This window comes from Ruegeria sp. CH8 (genome assembly GCF_056536985.1).
The window spans coordinates 1-17,632 of the sequence record NZ_JBQFQR010000048.1; the positions used below are offsets into that span (position 1 = coordinate 1).

Here is a 17,632-nt window from a genome sequence, read left to right on the forward strand (position 1 = left end):
GTCTCCGCCGTCTCCAGCGTCCCAGCAACCGCCTCAGCAGCGCCGGTGAAGGGGGTTCTAAGGTTTACCAACAATAGCCGCAAGTGGAAAATTCGAGAAACTTGTAAAAAACCGAAAAATCAGTTTTTTATCAATTAAAACAATTAACTAAACAGTATCGAATTGAGCCAGCCACAACTTTCCTGGTGGGCCCGACCCCGAATCCCGGCTTTTGCACAGGGTTACCCACAGACTCGTCGACGAGTCAGGCGGAATCGGCCTCACGCAGCCGAGTCAGCAGGCCCGCAAACGGAAGGCGCAGCAGCAACAGGCCAACGATCAGGGACATGTAGACCAGCGGCTCGATCTGAAATCCCTTGGCCAGCATGACATAGTGCAACCCTCCCAACACTGCTGCCGGGAAGACCAGCCGCTGCAGGCTGCGCCACCGGGGGCCCAGCTTGCGAACAGACAGATTGTTCGACGTCACCGCCAATGGCAGCATCAGGACAAACGCGGCCATTCCAACCGTTATATAAGGGCGCTTGACGATATCGGCCCAGATTTGGCTGGGCACCTGCACGTCCAGAACCAGCCACACCAGCAGATGCAAAGCGACATAGGTAAATGTCAGTACACCAAGAGCACGGCGGAACTTGAGCAGGTTCAGCCCGAGAAACCGCCGCAGCGGAGAAATCGCCAACACGGCAATCAACAGCTGCAGCGCCAGTTCTCCGTACCGGTGTTCCAGCGCTTCGATCGGCTCCACGCCCAAGCCACCGGTCAGCGCCTGATAGAAAAGCCAAGGCGCCGGGAGCACCCCCAACAGATACACCGCCCAGACAGGGACATGGCGCAATATCTGGTTCACCCGTTGCATAGGCTTAATAGTATTCCGACAGGTCCATACCTTCGTACAGGCCTGCGACCTCTTTCTCATACCCATTATACATCAGGGTTGGGATCCGCTTGGCGAAAAGGCCGCCACCGATCTGACGTTCCGAGGCCTGAGACCAGCGCGGGTGATCCACGTTTGGGTTCACATTACTATAGAAGCCATACTCGCGAGGGTTTGACATGTTCCAGCTGGTGGGCGGTTCAACATCCGTCAGAGTGATCCGCACAATCGACTTGATCGACTTAAAGCCGTATTTCCACGGCACCACCAGACGCAGCGGCGCGCCGTTCTGGTTCGGGATTGGACGGTCGTAGATACCGGTGGCCATGATCGTCAGCGGGTGCATTGCCTCATCCAGACGCAGGCCTTCGCGATAGGGCCAGTCCAGAATCGGATAGCGCACGCCCGGCATCTCATCCGGGATCACTGCGGTTTCAAAGGCCACATATTTGGCGCCGTCTTGCACGCCCGCCATGTTCAGCAGATCGGCCAGTTCGAATCCGTTCCACGGAATCACCATCGACCACGCCTCGACACAGCGGAAGCGGTAGATGCGCTCCTCGACAGTCATTTCGGACAGGATGGCCTTGAAGTCATAGTCACCCGGATTATCGACCAAACCGTCGATTTTGATACTCCACGGTTCGGTGGTCAGGGCGCCCGCGTATTTGGCCGGGTCATCCTTTCCCGTCCCGAACTCGTAGAAATTGTTATATGAGGTAATCTCTTCCCACGTGTTCGGCTCCAGCGCCTCCTGCGCTGATGCGCCCCGCGTCATCCCAGCCAGCCCGACACCCGCCAGCCCGGCCATGACCTGCCGCCGGTTCAGGAACGCCGCCCTTGGGGTAACGTCGGCTTGAGTCAGTGTGTTGGTCCAGCGATACGCCATTTATGTCTCCGTAGTCTATCTTCCTCGGAATGAGGTAGTCCGCTGATAACACAGAGCCAAGGAAACAGGCGTAACGTTTGAGAGACGAGATTGTAACGAATTGGGCAAAGTCCCAACACAGCACGCCCTGCACAGCAGTTCCAAAATCACACATAGCTGAAAAGCATTTTAAACTACGACAAAAAGGACTGGTGCAACCGTGAGTAGTTCACTACCCCGTACCCCAAACAATATTCGAGTAGAGATTACTACATTGATTTTTACCCAAGCGTTCCCTTTTTCCTTTTCTATTTTCTGGCGAATGGCTGTCGTCTTGCCCGTCATGTTCATAGGTTTGACGCTTTATTCTTTTGTCGGAACCTTGTTGGGATTTTTGGTCGGCCTGCTGTTCCCCGCACTTTCGTTTCTCATGTTCTTTCTGATCATGGCCTCTTCCACCGTCCTTCCAACCCTGATCGGCACGCGGATGGGTCTGCAGGCAAAAGGAGTTCAGCCAAGCACCCGATTCCGGGGGCTGTTCGTGCCTGCGATGATATACGGCGCAGTCGAAGGTCTGAGCGCGACCCTGATCCTTGGCCTTGTCATCGCATTTTCTGTGGCGGTGATTTCACCTGATCTATTGCAACAGAATGAAGTCAGCGATCTGGTGCTGCAATATGCGGACACGCCTTGGGTTGGCCCGGGGATGCTTAGCCTGTTTGTTGTTTTCCTGTCCGTATGCTCAATCCGTGCCAGCCTGCTTGTACCGATTACCTCCGCCTCAATCGGACGAGATCCAGACGGCTTGCATTATACTCCGTTCCGGCATTTCAGAGCTTCGTTTGGCCCGCTCTTTGGTCTGACCATTTTCAGCTATGTGGGGATGATCGCGATGCACGCAGTTCTTATCGCAGTGCTGATACTGTCAGGCTTTGCCGAGTCGTTGCAGGCAGACCTGCTGGAGTTCGGCGACATGACTCAAGGTACCTCATCTATTCGCCCCTTATGGTCGCTGCTTGGGTTGTTCTTTGTCTATATTCTGATTGGGACCTGGGCTTTCAGCCTGCAATGTGCGGGGGGCGTATTAGGGTATCTGCACTTACGTGACACGGGTCCGAAACTGTCAGATTTGATCGAGGCCAATCAAAAGGCCGCAAAAGATCCCAAAGAGCAATCGGCCCCACGGATGAGTGCGGAAGACCTGCGTGCCCTTCGCAAAAGCCGCGAGACGGGCAACCGTTAACTCCAACTGATTCTCCTCGGAGTGGCTATTTCTACACCTGTGATGTCCTCAGTCTTTACGACGCTAACTTTGCACATCTGGGAGGGCATGTGTTTGAGTTCTACGCCGACATCCCCGAGGCGGATGCATCGCTGACGGAAATCACCGAGTTTCTGAACCGACACTTTCATGAGGAAAAAAAAAGACCCGCCAAAGTGGCGGGTCTTTCTGTTCTCAAGCATTCGTCAATGCACGACCGCATCATCGGGGCGGGGTCGTTCGGACGTGCCCAGTCGGTCGCCGATGATCAGACCATCAGCCCCGGCGGTGACCGGGACGGTCTCGCCATCCTTGATCTCACCGGCCAGCAACGCCTCAGCCAGCGGGTTCTGCAACGCGCGCTGGATCACGCGTTTCAGCGGACGGGCACCGAAGACCGGATCGTAGCCTTCGTTCGCGAGCCATTCCTTGGCGTCATCGTCCAAAGCCAGCTCGATCTTGCGGGCGGCCAGACGTTTCTGCAGACGCGCCATCTGGATGTCGACGATGCCATCCATATCGGCCCGCTTAAGCCGGTCAAAGATGATGGTCTCGTCCAGACGGTTCAGGAATTCCGGCCGGAAATGCGCCCGGACCGCATCCATCACATCGCGCCGCGCCTGCGCGCTGTCGGCGCCTTCGGGCAGCTGGCTCAGCGCCTGAGAGCCGAGGTTTGACGTCAGGATGATCAGCGTCTGTTTGAAGTCCACGGTGCGGCCCTGACCATCGGTCAGCACGCCATCGTCCAGAACCTGCAACAGCACGTTGAACACATCCGGGTGCGCCTTTTCGACCTCGTCAAAAAGCACGACCTGATAGGGCCTGCGCCGAACGGCTTCGGTCAGCACCCCACCTTCATCATAACCGACATAGCCCGGAGGGGCACCGATCAGACGGGCGACCGCGTGTTTCTCCATGAACTCGGACATGTCGATGCGCACCATCGCGTTGTCGTCGTCGAACAGGAAGTTCGCCACGGCCTTAGTCAGCTCGGTCTTACCCACGCCGGTCGGTCCGAGGAACAGGAACGAGCCCAGCGGGCGTCCTTCGTCGTTCAGCCCGGCACGCGCACGGCGCACAGCATTGGACACGGCGGTCACGGCTGCATCCTGACCGATGACGCGGGAATGCAGATCATCTTCCATCCGCAAAAGTTTCTCGCGCTCACCTTCCAGCATTTTCGAAGTCGGGATACCCGTCCAGCGCTCGACCACCGAAGCGATCTGTTCCGGACGCACCGTTTCCTCGGCCATCATGGCGTTGCTTTCGGCGTTCTCGGCCTCGGTCAGCTTTTTCTCAAGCTCGGGGATAACGCCATAGGACAACTCACCCGCCTTAGCCAAGTTGCCTTCACGCTTGGCGATCTCCAGATCGGCCCGCGCTTTGTCGAGCTGTTCTTTCAGATCACGGGCACCGGCCAGCTTGTCGCGTTCGGCCTGCCACTGGGCGGTCATCTCGGCGGATTTCTCCTGCAGATCAGCCAGATCCTTTTGCAAGGTTTCCAGACGATCCTTCGAGGCCGCGTCGTCCTCAAGCTTCAGCGCCTCTTCCTCGATCTGCATCTGCAGGATCTGACGATCCAGCTGATCCAGCTCTTCGGGCTTGGAATCCACCTCCATCCGCAGACGCGACGCCGCCTCATCGACCAAATCGATGGCTTTGTCGGGCAGGAACCGGTCGGTGATATAGCGATGCGACAGAGTCGCCGCCGACACCAACGCCGAGTCCGAAATGCGCACGCCGTGGTGCAACTCGTACTTTTCCTTGATGCCGCGCAGGATGCTGATCGTGTCCTCGACCGTCGGTTCGGTGACCATCACAGGCTGGAACCGACGCGCAAGGGCCGCGTCTTTTTCGACGTATTTGCGGTACTCATCCAGCGTGGTCGCACCGATACAATGCAACTCACCCCGGGCAAGCGCAGGCTTGATCAGGTTGGCGGCATCCATCGCGCCGTCGGACTTTCCGGCGCCGACCAGCGTGTGCATCTCGTCGATGAACAGGATGATCTCACCAGCGGCCTCGGTGACCTCGGTCAAAACAGCCTTAAGGCGTTCTTCGAACTCACCGCGATATTTCGCTCCGGCGATCAGCGCACCCATGTCGAGCGCGAGCAACTTCTTGTCCTTCAGCGATTCCGGCACGTCACCGTTGACGATACGCAGGGCCATGCCTTCGGCAATCGCGGTTTTACCGACGCCGGGTTCACCTATCAGAACCGGGTTGTTCTTGGTCCGGCGCGACAGAACCTGCATCGAGCGGCGGATTTCCTCATCCCGCCCAATGATTGGGTCGATCTTGCCCTCAGCCGCGGCCTCGGTCAGATCGCGCGCGTATTTTTTGAGCGCGTCATAGCCCTCTTCGGCCGACGCCGAGTCAGCCGTGCGACCCTTACGGATATCATTGATCGCTTCGTTCAGTTTCTGCGCGGATACGGCACCGGCTTCCAAAGCCTCTTTGGCTTTGGATTTCACCATGCACAGCGCCATCAGAACGCGCTCGACCGGTACAAAACTGTCACCCGCCTTGGTGGCAATCTTCGCGGCCTCGTCCAGAACCTTAGCGGTCTGGCCATCCATGTAAATCTGACCTGCGTCGCCGCTGACCTTCGGGATCTTGCCCATCGCAGCGTCCAGCGCCTCGACCACGCGGTTGGGCGCACCGCCTGCGCGTGTGATCAAGTTGCTGGCCAGCCCCTGATCGTCATCCATCAAAGCTTTCAATATATGTGTGGGCTCCAACCTCTGGTGCCCTTCGCGCAGCGCAATGGTCTGCGCCGCCTGCACGAATCCCCGTGCCCGCTCGGTGAACTTGTTCAAGTCCATGTTGTTCTCCTTTCATAAGCGCCCCGTTTTGATGCGCCCGCTTGGCGGCACGCATCGGTCGAAGCCTCACATTCAATTTGGGAAATATCTCTGTCGGTTCAAGAGGCTTAACCATAGAATCCGGCACTAGCGTCGTGGGATCGAGTAAACCGTGTATCCGCCGGTTCTTGCCACCTCACGCGCGCTGTACATCTCAACCAGAGACTGCGCCGCGTCACTGCCCGTCGGGCAGGAGACAAGGTCTGCTGCATCATCCAGAAAATCGATGGTAAACGCAGTTTCTCCGGTCAGCTGACAATCATCGTCGGTGGACCGATATCCGCCCACAAGACGCAGATCATCATTTGTCGGCGTCACGATGACCGTATCCGCCGCCTCGGTCTCAAGCGGCATGTCCTGACAGGCCGCCAAAACCAGAACTAGGCCAAATCCAATTCGTGCTTTCATATTCTCCCCCATCTGAAATACGCATCTGAATGACGGCACCATAACACAGTCCGGGTCCTGCGGCTTGATTTCCCTCACCCTTCAGTCGCGCATGGACAGAAGCGCCCGAACCCGCTAGGACGCAGACGTTTGCCAAAAAGGAGCTTGCCCCATGACCGTTCACACGTCCGATGACCGCCTGATCGTTGCCCTTGATGTTCCGAACGCCCTGCAGGGGTTAGCCATGGCTGAGCAACTGGGGGACGCCGTATCCTTCTACAAGATCGGGCTGGGCATGCTAACTGGTGGCGGGCTGGCATTGGCCAATGAGCTGAAACAGGAGCACGGCAAGCGTATTTTTCTGGACATGAAGCTTTTCGACATTGGCAACACAGTTGAGAACGCTGTACGGGGGCTGGCGCAGTTCGATCTGGATTTTCTGACCGTGCATGGAGACCCGCATGTGGTGCGCGCCGCGAAAGAGGGTGCCTCGGGCAAGGACCTAAAGATTCTCGCCGTGACCATTCTGACCTCGCTGAACCGCGACGATCTGGATGCCAACCTGCTGAAACAGGGTGATGTGCAGGATTTAGTCGTCGAACGCGCAGCCCGCGCTCTTGAGGCAGGGGCTGATGGCGTTATTGCCAGCCCGCAAGAAGCCGCCCTTATCCGCGCCCTGCCCCAAGCCGAGGGTCGCCTGATCGTCACCCCCGGCGTCCGTCCGGCAGGGGCCGAGCTTGGAGATCAGAAACGTGTGGCGACTCCTGCAAATGCTATTGCCGCCGGGGCCGATCATGTCGTCGTCGGTCGCCCTATTTACCGCGCCGACGATCCCAAACTTGCAGTGCAATCGATTCTGGGCGAGCTTTCCTCACCTCAGGCAACGCAGCCAAACCGCGCCTGATCGCGGCGGTCTTAAGTTGCTAAATTGTTTGGCGCGGCGACCGGAACCCGATAGAAACGCGTTGTTACCGATGCAAAAATTAGGGCCAAACAGTTGACCTAACGTCACTTTCCGGCGTCACCGCGCCAAATCGTCCCTGTGCCTTAAAACACACATGAAAAACACGAGTTTTGCATGTGTGACCTTGGTTCTACCTAAATCAGCGTTTTTGAGCGATTCTAAGTCTGTGATACTCCCCGCGGACCATCTCTTCCTGAGGTCCGTCACCTCCCCCCGCTACTTCGCGGGGGGTCTTCTTCCGGACAGATTTGTGCCCTTAACGTGCTCTTTGCGCAGGGCTTCGTGCTGATGTAAGTAAGCCCTGACTGGATCGCACGGAAGGCGGGAAAACTACATGCCCGGTCTCTGCCGAGATTGCCTGACCACATTGACCAACGAACGGCGCTGCCCCGCCTGCGGTAGCCCGCGGGTCAAGACACATCCCGAACTGTTCGATCTGTCCATCGCGCATATGGATTGCGACGCCTTTTATGCCTCGGTCGAGAAACGCGATAATCCGGATCTGGCCGACAAGCCGGTGATCATCGGCGGCGGCAAACGGGGGGTTGTGTCCACCGCCTGCTACGTCGCCCGTATTCGCGGGGTCCGATCAGCTATGCCGATGTTCAAGGCCCTAAAACTCTGCCCCGACGCGGTAGTGATCAAGCCGCGCATGTCGGTCTATGCCGAGGTCTCGCGCGAGATCCGAAAGATGATGGATGAACTGACGCCGGTGGTTGAACCGCTGTCATTGGACGAGGCCTTCATGGACCTGTCCGGTACGGAACGCCTGCATGGTGCGCCGCCTGCGGTGATGCTGGCGCGACTGGTGAAGCGGATGAAGGATGAACTGGGCGTGACCGGTTCGATCGGCCTCTCGCACAACAAGTTTCTGGCCAAGGTGGCGTCCGATCTGGACAAACCGCGCGGGTTTTCTGTGATCGGTCAGGCCGAAACGGCGGACTTCTTGTATGACAAACCGGTGCGGCTGATCTGGGGCATTGGCCCCGCCGCACAGGAATCGCTGGACCGCGCTGGGATTCGCAGCTTTTCCGATCTGCTACGCTGGGATCAGGAAGCGCTGACCGCGCGGTTCGGATCGATGGGCTATCGGCTGTGGCATCTGGCCCGCGGGCAGGACAAACGGCGCGTCTCGGCCCACGAGCCGATGAAGTCGATCAGCAACGAAACTACGTTCTTTGAGGACACCGCCAGTCTAGACATTCTTGACGGTCACCTGTGGCGCATGTCGGAAAAGGTGGCCGACCGCGCCAAGGCCAAGGCGCTGGCCGGGCGGGTTGTCACGTTGAAACTGAAACGCGCCAATCACAAGACTCTCACCCGCCGCCTGTCCCTGCGAGACGCCACGCAAATCGCCGACCGGATTTACCGCACCGCCCGAGGGCTGTTCGATCAGGTCGGGGATCAAGGCCCCTATCGCCTGCTGGGGGTTGGTCTGTCCGATCTGTGCCCCGAGGATCAGGCCGACATCTCGGGCGACCTGCTGGACCCCGGCGCCAGCCAAAGATCAAAGGCGGAACGGGCAACCGACGAAATCCGCCGCCGCTTTGGCAGCGAAGCAATTGTGAAAGGCCGCGCCCTGCGCTGAGGTCACTCGGCGGCCAGGCGCAGAGTCTCCTCACCAATACTGGCAATGTCCCGGATGACCTCGCGCAGAATTTCCTGAAACGCGGCAAAGTTCTCATTCGGCTCGATTCGGGCCTCGTCCATATACAGCGCCCTGTCGATCTCGATCTGCACCGCATGCTGATCGCGGGTCGGGCGACCATAGGTCTGGGTCACGTAAGCCCCGGCAAAGGGCGTGTTGCGCGCCACATTCAGCCCAGCGGCGACAAAGGCTGCCTCGATCCTGTCCACCACATCAACCGAAGCCGACGCTCCGAACCTGTCGCCTAGCACCACATCCGGCCGTCGAGTTCTTGGGTTGCTAACCATGGCAACGGCCTCATGCGGCATCGAGTGGCAATCGACCAATATCGCCTGCCCGAACGCCTCTTGCGACTCGGCGAGCAACGATTTGATCCGGGCGTGGTAGGGCCGCCAGCAAGTGTCGATACGCAGGCGGGCCTCGTCCATCGTCAGCTTGCCGCTATAGATCGCCCGCCCATTGGCCACGACGCGCGGAATCACCCCCAGCCCCGAAGCCACACGCGGGTTGTGCCCATGACGGCGCGCGCCCTGAATCAAGGCCGGATCCAATTCTTCGGCGCTGCGGTTCAGGTCCAGATAGGCCCGTGGCATCAACGCCGAGATCATCGGGGCTCCGAAATCAGCCGCCGCGGAAAACAGCTGATCGACAAAGGCATCTTCCGATGATCGAATCACATTTTCGCTCAGAACCGTGCGGCTGAGCATGGTTTCAGGGTAATTCCGGCCGCTATGAGGAGAAGAAAACACCACGCAAGACGTGCGGTTCGTCGGCATATCCAATACATAGGGGGCGTTCTGCATGGTGACTCCTTGTTCGAAGTGAGCATAGACCGGAAAATAGTTCTGCCAAACCCCTTGAACCCCTCTGCGACTCCTTTTATAGACCCCGCTACCGGCGCGGGGATCCGCGCCCCATTTCGTTATGGGGCAGGACAACGCAAAGGTTACGTGGGCGGTTAGCTCAGCGGTAGAGCACTTCGTTGACATCGAAGGGGTCACAAGTTCGATCCTTGTACCGCCCACCATCGTTTCACTGTTCCGGGCATCCGGGGCACCCGCTAACCCAGGCGCTGGCCACGTCCTTGATGAAGGCGCCGCAGATTGGAGACAGACCCATGAAGGTCAAGAACTCGCTCCGCTCGCTCAAGAACCGGCACCGCGACTGCCGGGTTGTGCGTCGCAAAGGCCGCGTCTACGTGATCAACAAGACGCAGCGCAAGTTCAAAGCTCGCCAGGGCTAAGAACTGCACATAACCGTTTAAAGAAACCGCGCCTTTGGGTGCGGTTTTTTTTGTTACTGGGAATGTCTGTTCTGCGGGCAAAGCAACCACTTGGAATGGCAAACTTAAACGCTGCTGTATCGGGTATGTCGTAATACCCTCTGGCAGGCAATTTTCAAAAGTGTTGCCGCATTTCCCCAACCACACTTTTGTTACCGCGGGCGGTTGAAGTTCAACGGATGAGTAGTATCACATCGACACTTAAGGCGAGCTTACTTTGACCATCACCCGCGTTTGTTTCAGCTCGACACTTGCTATTTTCGCGGTTTTTTTTCGCCCAAGAGTCGCGTGCTCAATCTGCCCCATGCAGCAGTCTAGGTACCCTCCAGTCTCTCAGCACGACGGTTGATGGGACGCAGTCTGTTTGGCTGTCCGAAACGAGCATACGGTCTGCTTTTGCACTTGCTGACACAAACTCGGGAACCGTTGTTGATACTTGGAACGATCAAGGTTTGCACGTATCCATGTCACCATTTGTTGCCGTAGGCGCAGCTGGCGCGCATACGCTTTCCGAAGCTTCCGGTGACTCGAATTGTGAGATTCAAACCGCCAACCAATTTGCGCGCCCTGATCAAACCCTTCCGCCTGTTCCCGGCCATAGCGGTGACGGTGGAACGGGTGGTGATACAGGAAGTGGCGGAAGCACAGGCAGTAACAACATTGCTGAGCAGCTGACGGAAAGTGCTATCTTCGGGTTCTCTCCGCTGCTCTACGGTCGCGTTTCGATTACAGATAGGCTTGGGCGGCATACGCTCGGCCCATTCGGAGAACTCTCTGCATCTCAGGCCTCATCTGAACCGGATCGGTTTTTCTGGGTAGATGCATCGACCCAAAATGCTGACAATGATTTGAAAGGACGAAACGGAGACGACCGCAGCAACCAGATCATTCTGGGATATGAATTGTGGCGTAGCGCACGTTTCCAGGTCGGTTTGGCTGGCGGGTATGAGGCGGCAAAATCCGACTCGTTGAACAACGTGATTTCCGGCAATGTCGACAGCTATTTCATAGGACCATACATTGGATGGCAGCCGGACGACGTCAGCCTGATTGACCTTTGGGCGGGATACGCATCCAGAGATTACGATGCAAATATCGGACCTTTTAGGACCTCCTTTGACTCGGACCGGTTCTTCTTTGACGCCAACGCGACGAGGCGCTTCAAAATCGGTTCGCTCTCAATCATCTCGCGTATTGGCGTGTTTTATGCAAAAGGCTATATTCCCGAACATCGCTACAGCAACGGCGCAACGGCCTTTCGCGTGTCCGGGCACAACCCCGAGACCATTATTGCACGTGCATCCGTCGATGTCTGGCACGACCCGATCCCAAGTCGCCGGGGATTTGAGTGGCTACCCTTTGTTGGGGCCGGAATTGACTGGTACGCAGAGCGCCCTGGAGACGGTCAGGTTTTGACGGAAGACCTCAGAATCGAAAACGTTGGTGATGTGATCGGAGATGTATCGGTTGGAACCGACATCCGGACCCAAAACGGTGGCCGCTGGACAACTAGGTTAAGCTATGTAGGCATAGGCCTGTCAGGGTATGATAGCGTGGGTTTTGATCTCGTATTTAACCTCGAATTCTGAGATCGCAACATCAGTCACTTTGGACTGAAAGCAGCCGCTATCAAACCGCCCCCTGCGTTCTTCATACGATCAGTTCTTCGCGACAGCGACCATTTGACCAACTAATTTTGTCGGATTTCCTTGCATCCCTGCCGGAATCGTTTCATTGACCTTTTCAGTCAGAAATAGACTGCCACAGCTTTCAAAGTTGGGAGACATGATGCTGAAATCCTCTACCTGCGTTGCCGCCGCTCTGACGGCCCTGATTGCAACCTCCGCCGCTGCCGAGGGGGAACTGAACCTCTATTCCTCGCGCCACTATGACACCGACGAAAACCTTTATGGTGATTTCGAAGAGGCGACCGGTATCACCATCAACCGCATCGAAGGCAAAGCGGATGAGCTGATCGCCCGGATGGAAGCCGAAGGGGCGAACTCGCCCGCAGATATTCTGCTGACCGTCGATACGTCGCGTCTGGCGCGGGCCAAGAATGCAGGCATCCTGCAATCAGTCGACAGCGCGGTTCTGGAAGAGCGCATCCCGGCCAATCTGCAGGACACCGACAATGAGTGGTTCGGCTTTTCCCAGCGCGGCCGCATCATCTTTTTTGACAAGGAGAACGTGGCCAACCCACCAGCCACCTATGCCGACTTGGCCAAGCCCGAATACAAGGGCCTGATCTGCATCCGGTCGTCCAGCAACACCTATAACCAGACCCTGCTGGCCTCGATCGTCACCCACGAAGGTCCCGAAGCCGCCAAAGCCTGGGCTGAGGGCATCGTCGCCAATATGGCCCGTGACCCGCAGGGCGGCGACACCGACCAGCTTCGCGGCATCGTCTCGGGCGAGTGCGACATCGCCGTGTCAAACACCTATTATTTTGCCCGCGCCATCCGCAAGGATGTCAAAGGCGTGTCGACGGACATCGACTCGATCGGCTGGGTCTTCCCCAACCAGGACAGCACCGGTGCGCATATGAACTTGTCGGGCGCGGGCGTGGCCGCGAACGCACCGAACAAGGAAAACGCGATCTTGTTCCTTGAGTATCTGGCCAGCGACTCGGCGCAGAAGTACTTCTCGTCCGGCAATGATGAATTCCCGGCTGTCGAAGGGGTCGAACTGGTGGATTCGGTCAAAGCGCTGGGTGAGTTCAAGGCGGATGACGTGAACCTGTCCGAGGTCGCAAAGAACCTGCCCGAGGCGCAGAAAATCTTCAACGAGGTTGGCTGGAACTGATCCAGGCAAAAACCCGAGCAGTAAAGAGGGCGCAGAAATTTCTGCGCCCTTTCTTGTTGCGCAGTACTTATTTTTACCGATAATCTCGTAAATGAACGCGATTCTCATATCTGAAATGCTGGACGATCTCTCAAACCGCCTTGCCAACCGCCTGAACGAACTGCGCCGGGACCATGGATGGTCGCTGGACCAGCTGGCCGAACACAGCGGTATCAGCCGTGCCACCCTCTCGCGGATGGAAAAGGGGGATGTAAGCCCCACTGCAGAAACGCTGGGTCGGTTGTGTGCCGCGTATGGCTTGCCGATGTCCCGCCTGCTGATGATGGTAGAAGACAGTTTCGACCCGCGCGTACCTTTTGAGCGGCAACCGGAATGGCGTGATCCCGAAACCGGGTTCACGCGGCGATCGGTGTCTCCGCCCGCCACCGGGCTCAGCGGCGAAGTTCTGGAAGGCCATCTGCCACCCGGCAAGGTGATTACCTATGACACGCCGCCCAAGCCCGGGCAGGAGCATCACCTGATCATGTTGAACGGCACCTTGACACTGACAGTGGATGAGATCGCACATGATCTGAAAGACGGGGATTGTCTGCGCTATCATCTCTCCGGTCCAACCCGGTTCGAAACAACGCCCGCCTGCGGTGCTCGGTATCTGTTGGTGTTGATATGATCGCACGTCTGAACGTCAATGACTTTGATGATGCTCTGAACGATTTGACGGATATCCTGCACGCCTGTGTACAGGACGGTGCCAGCATCGGGTTCGTCCTGCCCTTCCCCCCGGATCAGGCCCGCGCCTATTGGCAGAACCGCGTGCGGCCGGACGTGCAGACCGACGCGCTGGACCTGTTCGTGACCAGCGACAACGGGCGCATTCTGGGTACGGTGCAATTGATCCCAGCAGCAATGCCCAATCAACCGCACCGCGCCGATGTGGCTAAGCTGCTGGTTCACCCAAAGGCCCGGCGCAAGGGGCTTGGGCGTGCTTTGATGGGCGCGCTGCAGGATCGGGCGGCCCAACTGGGTCGAACGCTGCTGGTTTTGGATACGCGCAGCACTGATCCGTCGCGCACCCTGTATCAAAGCATGGGATTTCAGATCGCCGGAGAGATTCCGAACTATTGCCGCAACCCGTTCGAAAACCGGCTGGAGCCCACGACCTACATGTTCAAGGACCTGAGCTAGGCCGAGCTTTTGCGCACGTTGGCGGCAAAGCAATAGCCGATCCCATGCACAGTCTTGATATAGGTTGGCGCGGTAGGATCGGGTTCGATTTTCTTGCGCAGCCGCGCCACATGCACGTCGATGGTCCGGTCACCTACAATAGTTTCGCGCCCGCGCGCCTTGTCCAGTAACTGATCGCGTGAGAACACCATGTGCGGGTTGTTCACAAAAGCCAGCAGCACATCGAATTCGGTGGTCGTCAATGGCGTGGCGTCGAGCGCATCAGCGGCAGTCAGGGTGCGTTCGTTCACATTCAGCACCCAGTCACCGAACTTAACCAAAGGCACCTCAGCCCCGTTGGTCGCTTTTTCTTCGGGTCGGGCTCGACGCAGAACGGTGCGGATGCGGGCCAACACCTCGCGCGCCTCAAACGGCTTGGTGATATAGTCATCGGCCCCGAACTCCAACCCGACAACCCGGTCGAAAATCTCATCCCGGCCTGACAGAACAATGATCGGTATGTTGGAGTTAACCCGCAGCTCACGCGTGATGTCGAAACCGTTGCGACCGGGCAGACCGATATCCAGCAGAATGAGGTCGATCTCGGATTTCTCCAAAATGGCGTCCATCGCATTGCCGTCCGCTGCACACGTGACTCGACACCCCTGTTTTTCAAGGTAGCGCTGCAGAAAGGATGTGATCTGCGGGTCATCATCGACGACAAGGATATGTTCTTTAACCATAATCGAGTCCAGGCGGGCGTGTTGAGCTGGCGCAGGACAGTTGTAGCCGCTGCCGCCCGGCTCTTGCAATGACCTGTGCAACGGCGTCAAAACCGCAGGAACTGCAGTCCGTGGCCCTGCGGCAGCGCCTCGGTTTCGGCCGGGATGATGGCCAGACCATCGGCCTGCGCCAGCAACGCGACCCGTCCGCTATAAGACGGGGCCATCAGGCGCAGACGCAGAGTGCCGTCGGGCGACGTGCCCTCGATCACGACGGGTCGGTACTCCTGCCGCCCTGCGCGACGCTGTAACGGTTCGGCAAGAAACGCCTGTTCCGGCGTGTGCGGTGCGTGGTGTAAACCAGCCCTGCGTGCCATCATGTGCGACCCGATGATCTGCCATGTCACATAGGCCGAGACTGGATTTCCCGGCAGCCCGACATAAAGCGCATCGCCCCGGCGCCCGAACATAATCGGTTTGCCCGGCTTCATCGCCACCTTCATCACATCGGTCTGGCCGCCGATTTCGGCAAACAGGCGCGGCATGTGGTCTTCATCCCCAACCGACACGCCGCCAGTGGTGACGATCAGATCAGACGTATCGCAGGCTTCGCGCAGCACCTGCTCCAGCAATTCCGGATCATCCTCAACCGGGCCTTTGTCGTTAAGGTCGATCCATGCCTTATCAAGCAGCGCCCGCAGCATGTAGCGGTTCGAGTTGTAAATCTGTCCGGGGCCAAGCGCCTCACCCGGCTGGCGCAATTCGCTGCCGGTCGAGAAAATCGTGACCCTCAGCTTACGATATATTTGGACCTCACCATACCCGGCCGAGGCCAGCGCGGCGGCTTCGCGTGCGGTAATCTCGCATCCGCGCCGCAGGATCGGGGCACCGGCTTTCAGGTCCTCACCCGCGCGGCGGATGTGCTGACCGGGTTTCGGACGGCGGGCAAAGCGGATGCCGTCGGCGGTGGTCTCACAATCCTCCTGCATCAGCACGGCGTCAAAATCGGCGGGCGCCGGGGCGCCGGTGAAAATCCGCAGCGCGGTGCCTGCTGGTGCATCATGGGCACCACTATCCCCGGCAGCCACGCGCCCGGAGACGGGCAGGTCAAAGGTCGGACCATCACCCAGTTCCGCCGTCCGCACCGCATAACCATCCATGGCCGAGTTGTCGAAGGCCGGCATGTCCACCTTGCTGGTGCAATCCTCGGCCAGCACCCGGCCAATGGCGTCGATCAGAGGCAACACTTCGGTATCGGTAACCGGATCGGCCACGGCCAGACCTCGGTTCAAAGCCTCGGACACCGTCAAATACATCTGAGCGTGCCGGTCGCAGGCGCATCCATCAGCCATTTTGATCCTCCAGTTGTTCGAACAGCTCTTCAAACCCGGCCTGTTCGGCCTCACCCAGTTTCGGAAGATAGGCGCGCGCCTCTTCCAGGTTCGAGCTCGGATCACCCACAATCAGCAGCATCACCATGCCATGTCGCCCATGCACGCGGCAACGGATGCCATAGACACCTTCCTTGTCGAAGGTCAGGTCCATTTCGGGCTGGCCGCGAATCTCGAACGCGCGCGCGCCCTCGGGGATCATGCGAATGATCGAGGTTACCGTATGCCGCCCGGTCGAGCCCTTGAAACGAACGGTTGATCCGGCCGGTACATGCAGCAACTTCGGATCGAACCGAAAGGCATGGGCCGGGGTATCTGCGTTCAGATCGATGATCTGATGGACCACTGCGACCTCAGGGACATCCTCGGCTTGCGCGGCGGGGGCAAAGGCCATCACCCCCGCAAGGATCGCTGCACTCAGTTTCAGCGAAATCGTCATCTGTCTCTCCGGGTTCAGGCCACCCGCGAGGGCTTCCCCAGCAGATCGGCCAGTGCGCCGATCATCACCGGCCATAGGGCACGGCGGTTTTCGTCGCGCAGCCCGGTCAGCAATTCGCGCCCAATGGACACCACCGCGGGCGTGCTGTCATTGACATAGGTCACGATTCGTTGCTCGGGATTGGCCAGAAGGAACGGTACAATGGCCGCTCCGGCCTGATCCGGGGCGGTTTCTGACAGCAGTCGCATCGCCGCCTGCCGCACCGGGGCCGAAACGTCGTCCAGCAGGCTGCGCGCCACGTCCGGGGTGCCGTCCCACCGGGTTAAAATATGCATGGCATCGATGCGAAACGGGGTGTCTCCGGTTTTCACCATAGCACTTAGTTTACCGCGTAGTGCATCCTGCGGCGGCAAATCGGCCTGTTGCAGCAGTTTCAGGGCCTGAAGCGAGAAGGCGGAGTCCGTGTGCGACAGACCCTGAGTGATCAGTTCGACCAATTGGGTTTCATCCATCTCGGAGTCGTGACGCGCCACTGCAACGCCCAGCGCCGCAAAGGCCTGTTGCGCGATCTCGGTCTCGGGATCTTTGGCGATCTGCGCCAGCATGATCTGCATTCCCTTCACCTCACCCAAAAGACGGATGGCGGACATGCGGGTCTCACGCTCCAGCGCCTCGGCATTGTCATCCAACGCGACACGGCGACGTTTGGGGTGGCGGGTTGCTTTGGCGAGCAACGCCTGTTCGCGCGGGGTCAGGGGTTGGACTTCGTCCTCTTCGGCCTCCTGCGTCATCTCGGCGGCGATGGCGTCATGGCCGAGGATCGCACCAAGGCTTGAGGTCGGGCCGTTCTCGCCGCCCTCGGACACATCCATGTCTTTGCCCCCTAAAATTGTGCCACTACTTTGGCCGAGAAGGGGGAACAAGGGATGGCTCGGAAGCGATACTCGGACGAAGACATTC

Annotated in this window: 17 protein-coding genes and 1 tRNA gene; 9 read left to right on the top strand and 9 right to left on the bottom strand. The window is 58.4% G+C overall.

Annotation, left to right across the window (positions count from 1 at the left end; genetic code table 11):
- Positions 1 to 244: 244 nt before the first annotated feature.
- Both msrQ and msrP read right to left on the bottom strand, forming a co-directional pair.
- The gene (gene msrQ, locus ACR0ER_RS24825; protein ID WP_480771156.1) at positions 245 to 859 is read right to left on the bottom strand and encodes a protein-methionine-sulfoxide reductase heme-binding subunit MsrQ; all 615 of its coding nucleotides are present in this window, start codon (positions 857 to 859) and stop codon (positions 245 to 247) included.
- A gap of 4 nt (positions 860 to 863) precedes the next feature.
- On the bottom strand, positions 864 to 1,766 hold the full coding sequence (gene msrP, locus ACR0ER_RS24830; RefSeq protein ID WP_480771157.1) for a protein-methionine-sulfoxide reductase catalytic subunit MsrP: 903 nt from the start codon (positions 1,764 to 1,766) through the stop codon (positions 864 to 866).
- Between the two features lie 301 nt (positions 1,767 to 2,067).
- On the opposite strand from msrP, the gene ACR0ER_RS24835 reads away from it, so the two are divergent.
- Positions 2,068 to 2,988, top strand: coding sequence for a hypothetical protein (locus tag ACR0ER_RS24835; protein ID WP_480771158.1), 921 nt, complete (start codon positions 2,068 to 2,070; stop codon positions 2,986 to 2,988).
- Positions 2,989 to 3,212: 224 nt separating this feature from the next.
- Here ACR0ER_RS24835 and clpB read toward each other — a convergent pair whose 3' ends face one another.
- A complete protein-coding gene (gene clpB / locus ACR0ER_RS24840) occupies positions 3,213 to 5,831 on the bottom strand; it encodes an ATP-dependent chaperone ClpB (protein ID WP_480771159.1) in 2,619 nt (872 codons plus the stop codon).
- A 126-nt stretch (positions 5,832 to 5,957) separates the two neighbouring features.
- Entirely contained in the window at positions 5,958 to 6,278 is a 321-nt protein-coding gene (locus tag ACR0ER_RS24845) for a hypothetical protein (RefSeq protein WP_480771160.1), read from the bottom strand.
- Positions 6,279 to 6,429: 151 nt separating this feature from the next.
- Here ACR0ER_RS24845 and pyrF point away from each other — a divergent pair, with 151 nt between their 5' ends.
- Positions 6,430 to 7,161, top strand: coding sequence for an orotidine-5'-phosphate decarboxylase (gene pyrF, locus ACR0ER_RS24850; RefSeq protein WP_480771161.1), 732 nt, complete (start codon positions 6,430 to 6,432; stop codon positions 7,159 to 7,161).
- Between the two features lie 394 nt (positions 7,162 to 7,555).
- Positions 7,556 to 8,809 (top strand): DNA polymerase IV, encoded by a 1,254-nt coding sequence (locus ACR0ER_RS24855; RefSeq protein WP_480771162.1) that lies wholly within the window; start codon positions 7,556 to 7,558, stop codon positions 8,807 to 8,809.
- Between the two features lie 2 nt (positions 8,810 to 8,811).
- Here the strand turns inward: ACR0ER_RS24855 and ACR0ER_RS24860 are convergent, their stop codons facing one another.
- The gene (locus ACR0ER_RS24860) at positions 8,812 to 9,672 is read right to left on the bottom strand and encodes an N-formylglutamate amidohydrolase (protein ID WP_480771163.1); all 861 of its coding nucleotides are present in this window, start codon (positions 9,670 to 9,672) and stop codon (positions 8,812 to 8,814) included.
- Between the two features lie 149 nt (positions 9,673 to 9,821).
- Here ACR0ER_RS24860 and ACR0ER_RS24865 point away from each other — a divergent pair.
- From ACR0ER_RS24865 to ACR0ER_RS24890, 6 genes are all read left to right on the top strand, one after another.
- Positions 9,822 to 9,896 (top strand) — tRNA-Val (locus ACR0ER_RS24865).
- A 90-nt stretch (positions 9,897 to 9,986) separates the two neighbouring features.
- Positions 9,987 to 10,112, top strand: coding sequence for a type B 50S ribosomal protein L36 (gene ykgO / locus ACR0ER_RS24870; protein WP_005648635.1), 126 nt, complete (start codon positions 9,987 to 9,989; stop codon positions 10,110 to 10,112).
- Positions 10,113 to 10,615: 503 nt separating this feature from the next.
- Positions 10,616 to 11,740, top strand: coding sequence for an autotransporter outer membrane beta-barrel domain-containing protein (locus ACR0ER_RS24875; RefSeq protein ID WP_480771164.1), 1,125 nt, complete (start codon positions 10,616 to 10,618; stop codon positions 11,738 to 11,740).
- A 199-nt stretch (positions 11,741 to 11,939) separates the two neighbouring features.
- On the top strand, positions 11,940 to 12,956 hold the full coding sequence (locus ACR0ER_RS24880; RefSeq protein ID WP_480771165.1) for a Fe(3+) ABC transporter substrate-binding protein: 1,017 nt from the start codon (positions 11,940 to 11,942) through the stop codon (positions 12,954 to 12,956).
- 115 nt (positions 12,957 to 13,071) lie between these two features.
- On the top strand, positions 13,072 to 13,626 hold the full coding sequence (locus tag ACR0ER_RS24885; RefSeq protein ID WP_480771171.1) for a helix-turn-helix domain-containing protein: 555 nt from the start codon (positions 13,072 to 13,074) through the stop codon (positions 13,624 to 13,626).
- Complete coding sequence (locus ACR0ER_RS24890; RefSeq protein WP_480771166.1) at positions 13,623 to 14,141, top strand: N-acetyltransferase family protein; 519 nt, start codon at positions 13,623 to 13,625, stop codon at positions 14,139 to 14,141. The genes ACR0ER_RS24885 and ACR0ER_RS24890 overlap by 4 nt, the downstream gene beginning before the upstream one ends.
- Here the strand turns inward: ACR0ER_RS24890 and ACR0ER_RS24895 are convergent.
- The 4 genes from ACR0ER_RS24895 to ACR0ER_RS24910 all read right to left on the bottom strand — a co-directional run.
- Positions 14,138 to 14,863, bottom strand: coding sequence for a response regulator (locus ACR0ER_RS24895; protein WP_480771167.1), 726 nt, complete (start codon positions 14,861 to 14,863; stop codon positions 14,138 to 14,140). The two genes, ACR0ER_RS24890 and ACR0ER_RS24895, sit on opposite strands and share 4 nt — an antisense overlap.
- A gap of 86 nt (positions 14,864 to 14,949) precedes the next feature.
- Complete coding sequence (locus ACR0ER_RS24900; protein WP_480771168.1) at positions 14,950 to 16,194, bottom strand: molybdopterin molybdotransferase MoeA; 1,245 nt, start codon at positions 16,192 to 16,194, stop codon at positions 14,950 to 14,952.
- On the bottom strand, positions 16,187 to 16,672 hold the full coding sequence (locus ACR0ER_RS24905; RefSeq protein WP_480771169.1) for a plastocyanin/azurin family copper-binding protein: 486 nt from the start codon (positions 16,670 to 16,672) through the stop codon (positions 16,187 to 16,189). Before ACR0ER_RS24905 ends, ACR0ER_RS24900 begins: the two co-directional genes overlap by 8 nt.
- Before the next feature lie 14 nt (positions 16,673 to 16,686).
- Positions 16,687 to 17,632: hypothetical protein (locus ACR0ER_RS24910; RefSeq protein ID WP_480771170.1), on the bottom strand; the 946-nt coding region annotated here is incomplete at its 5' end.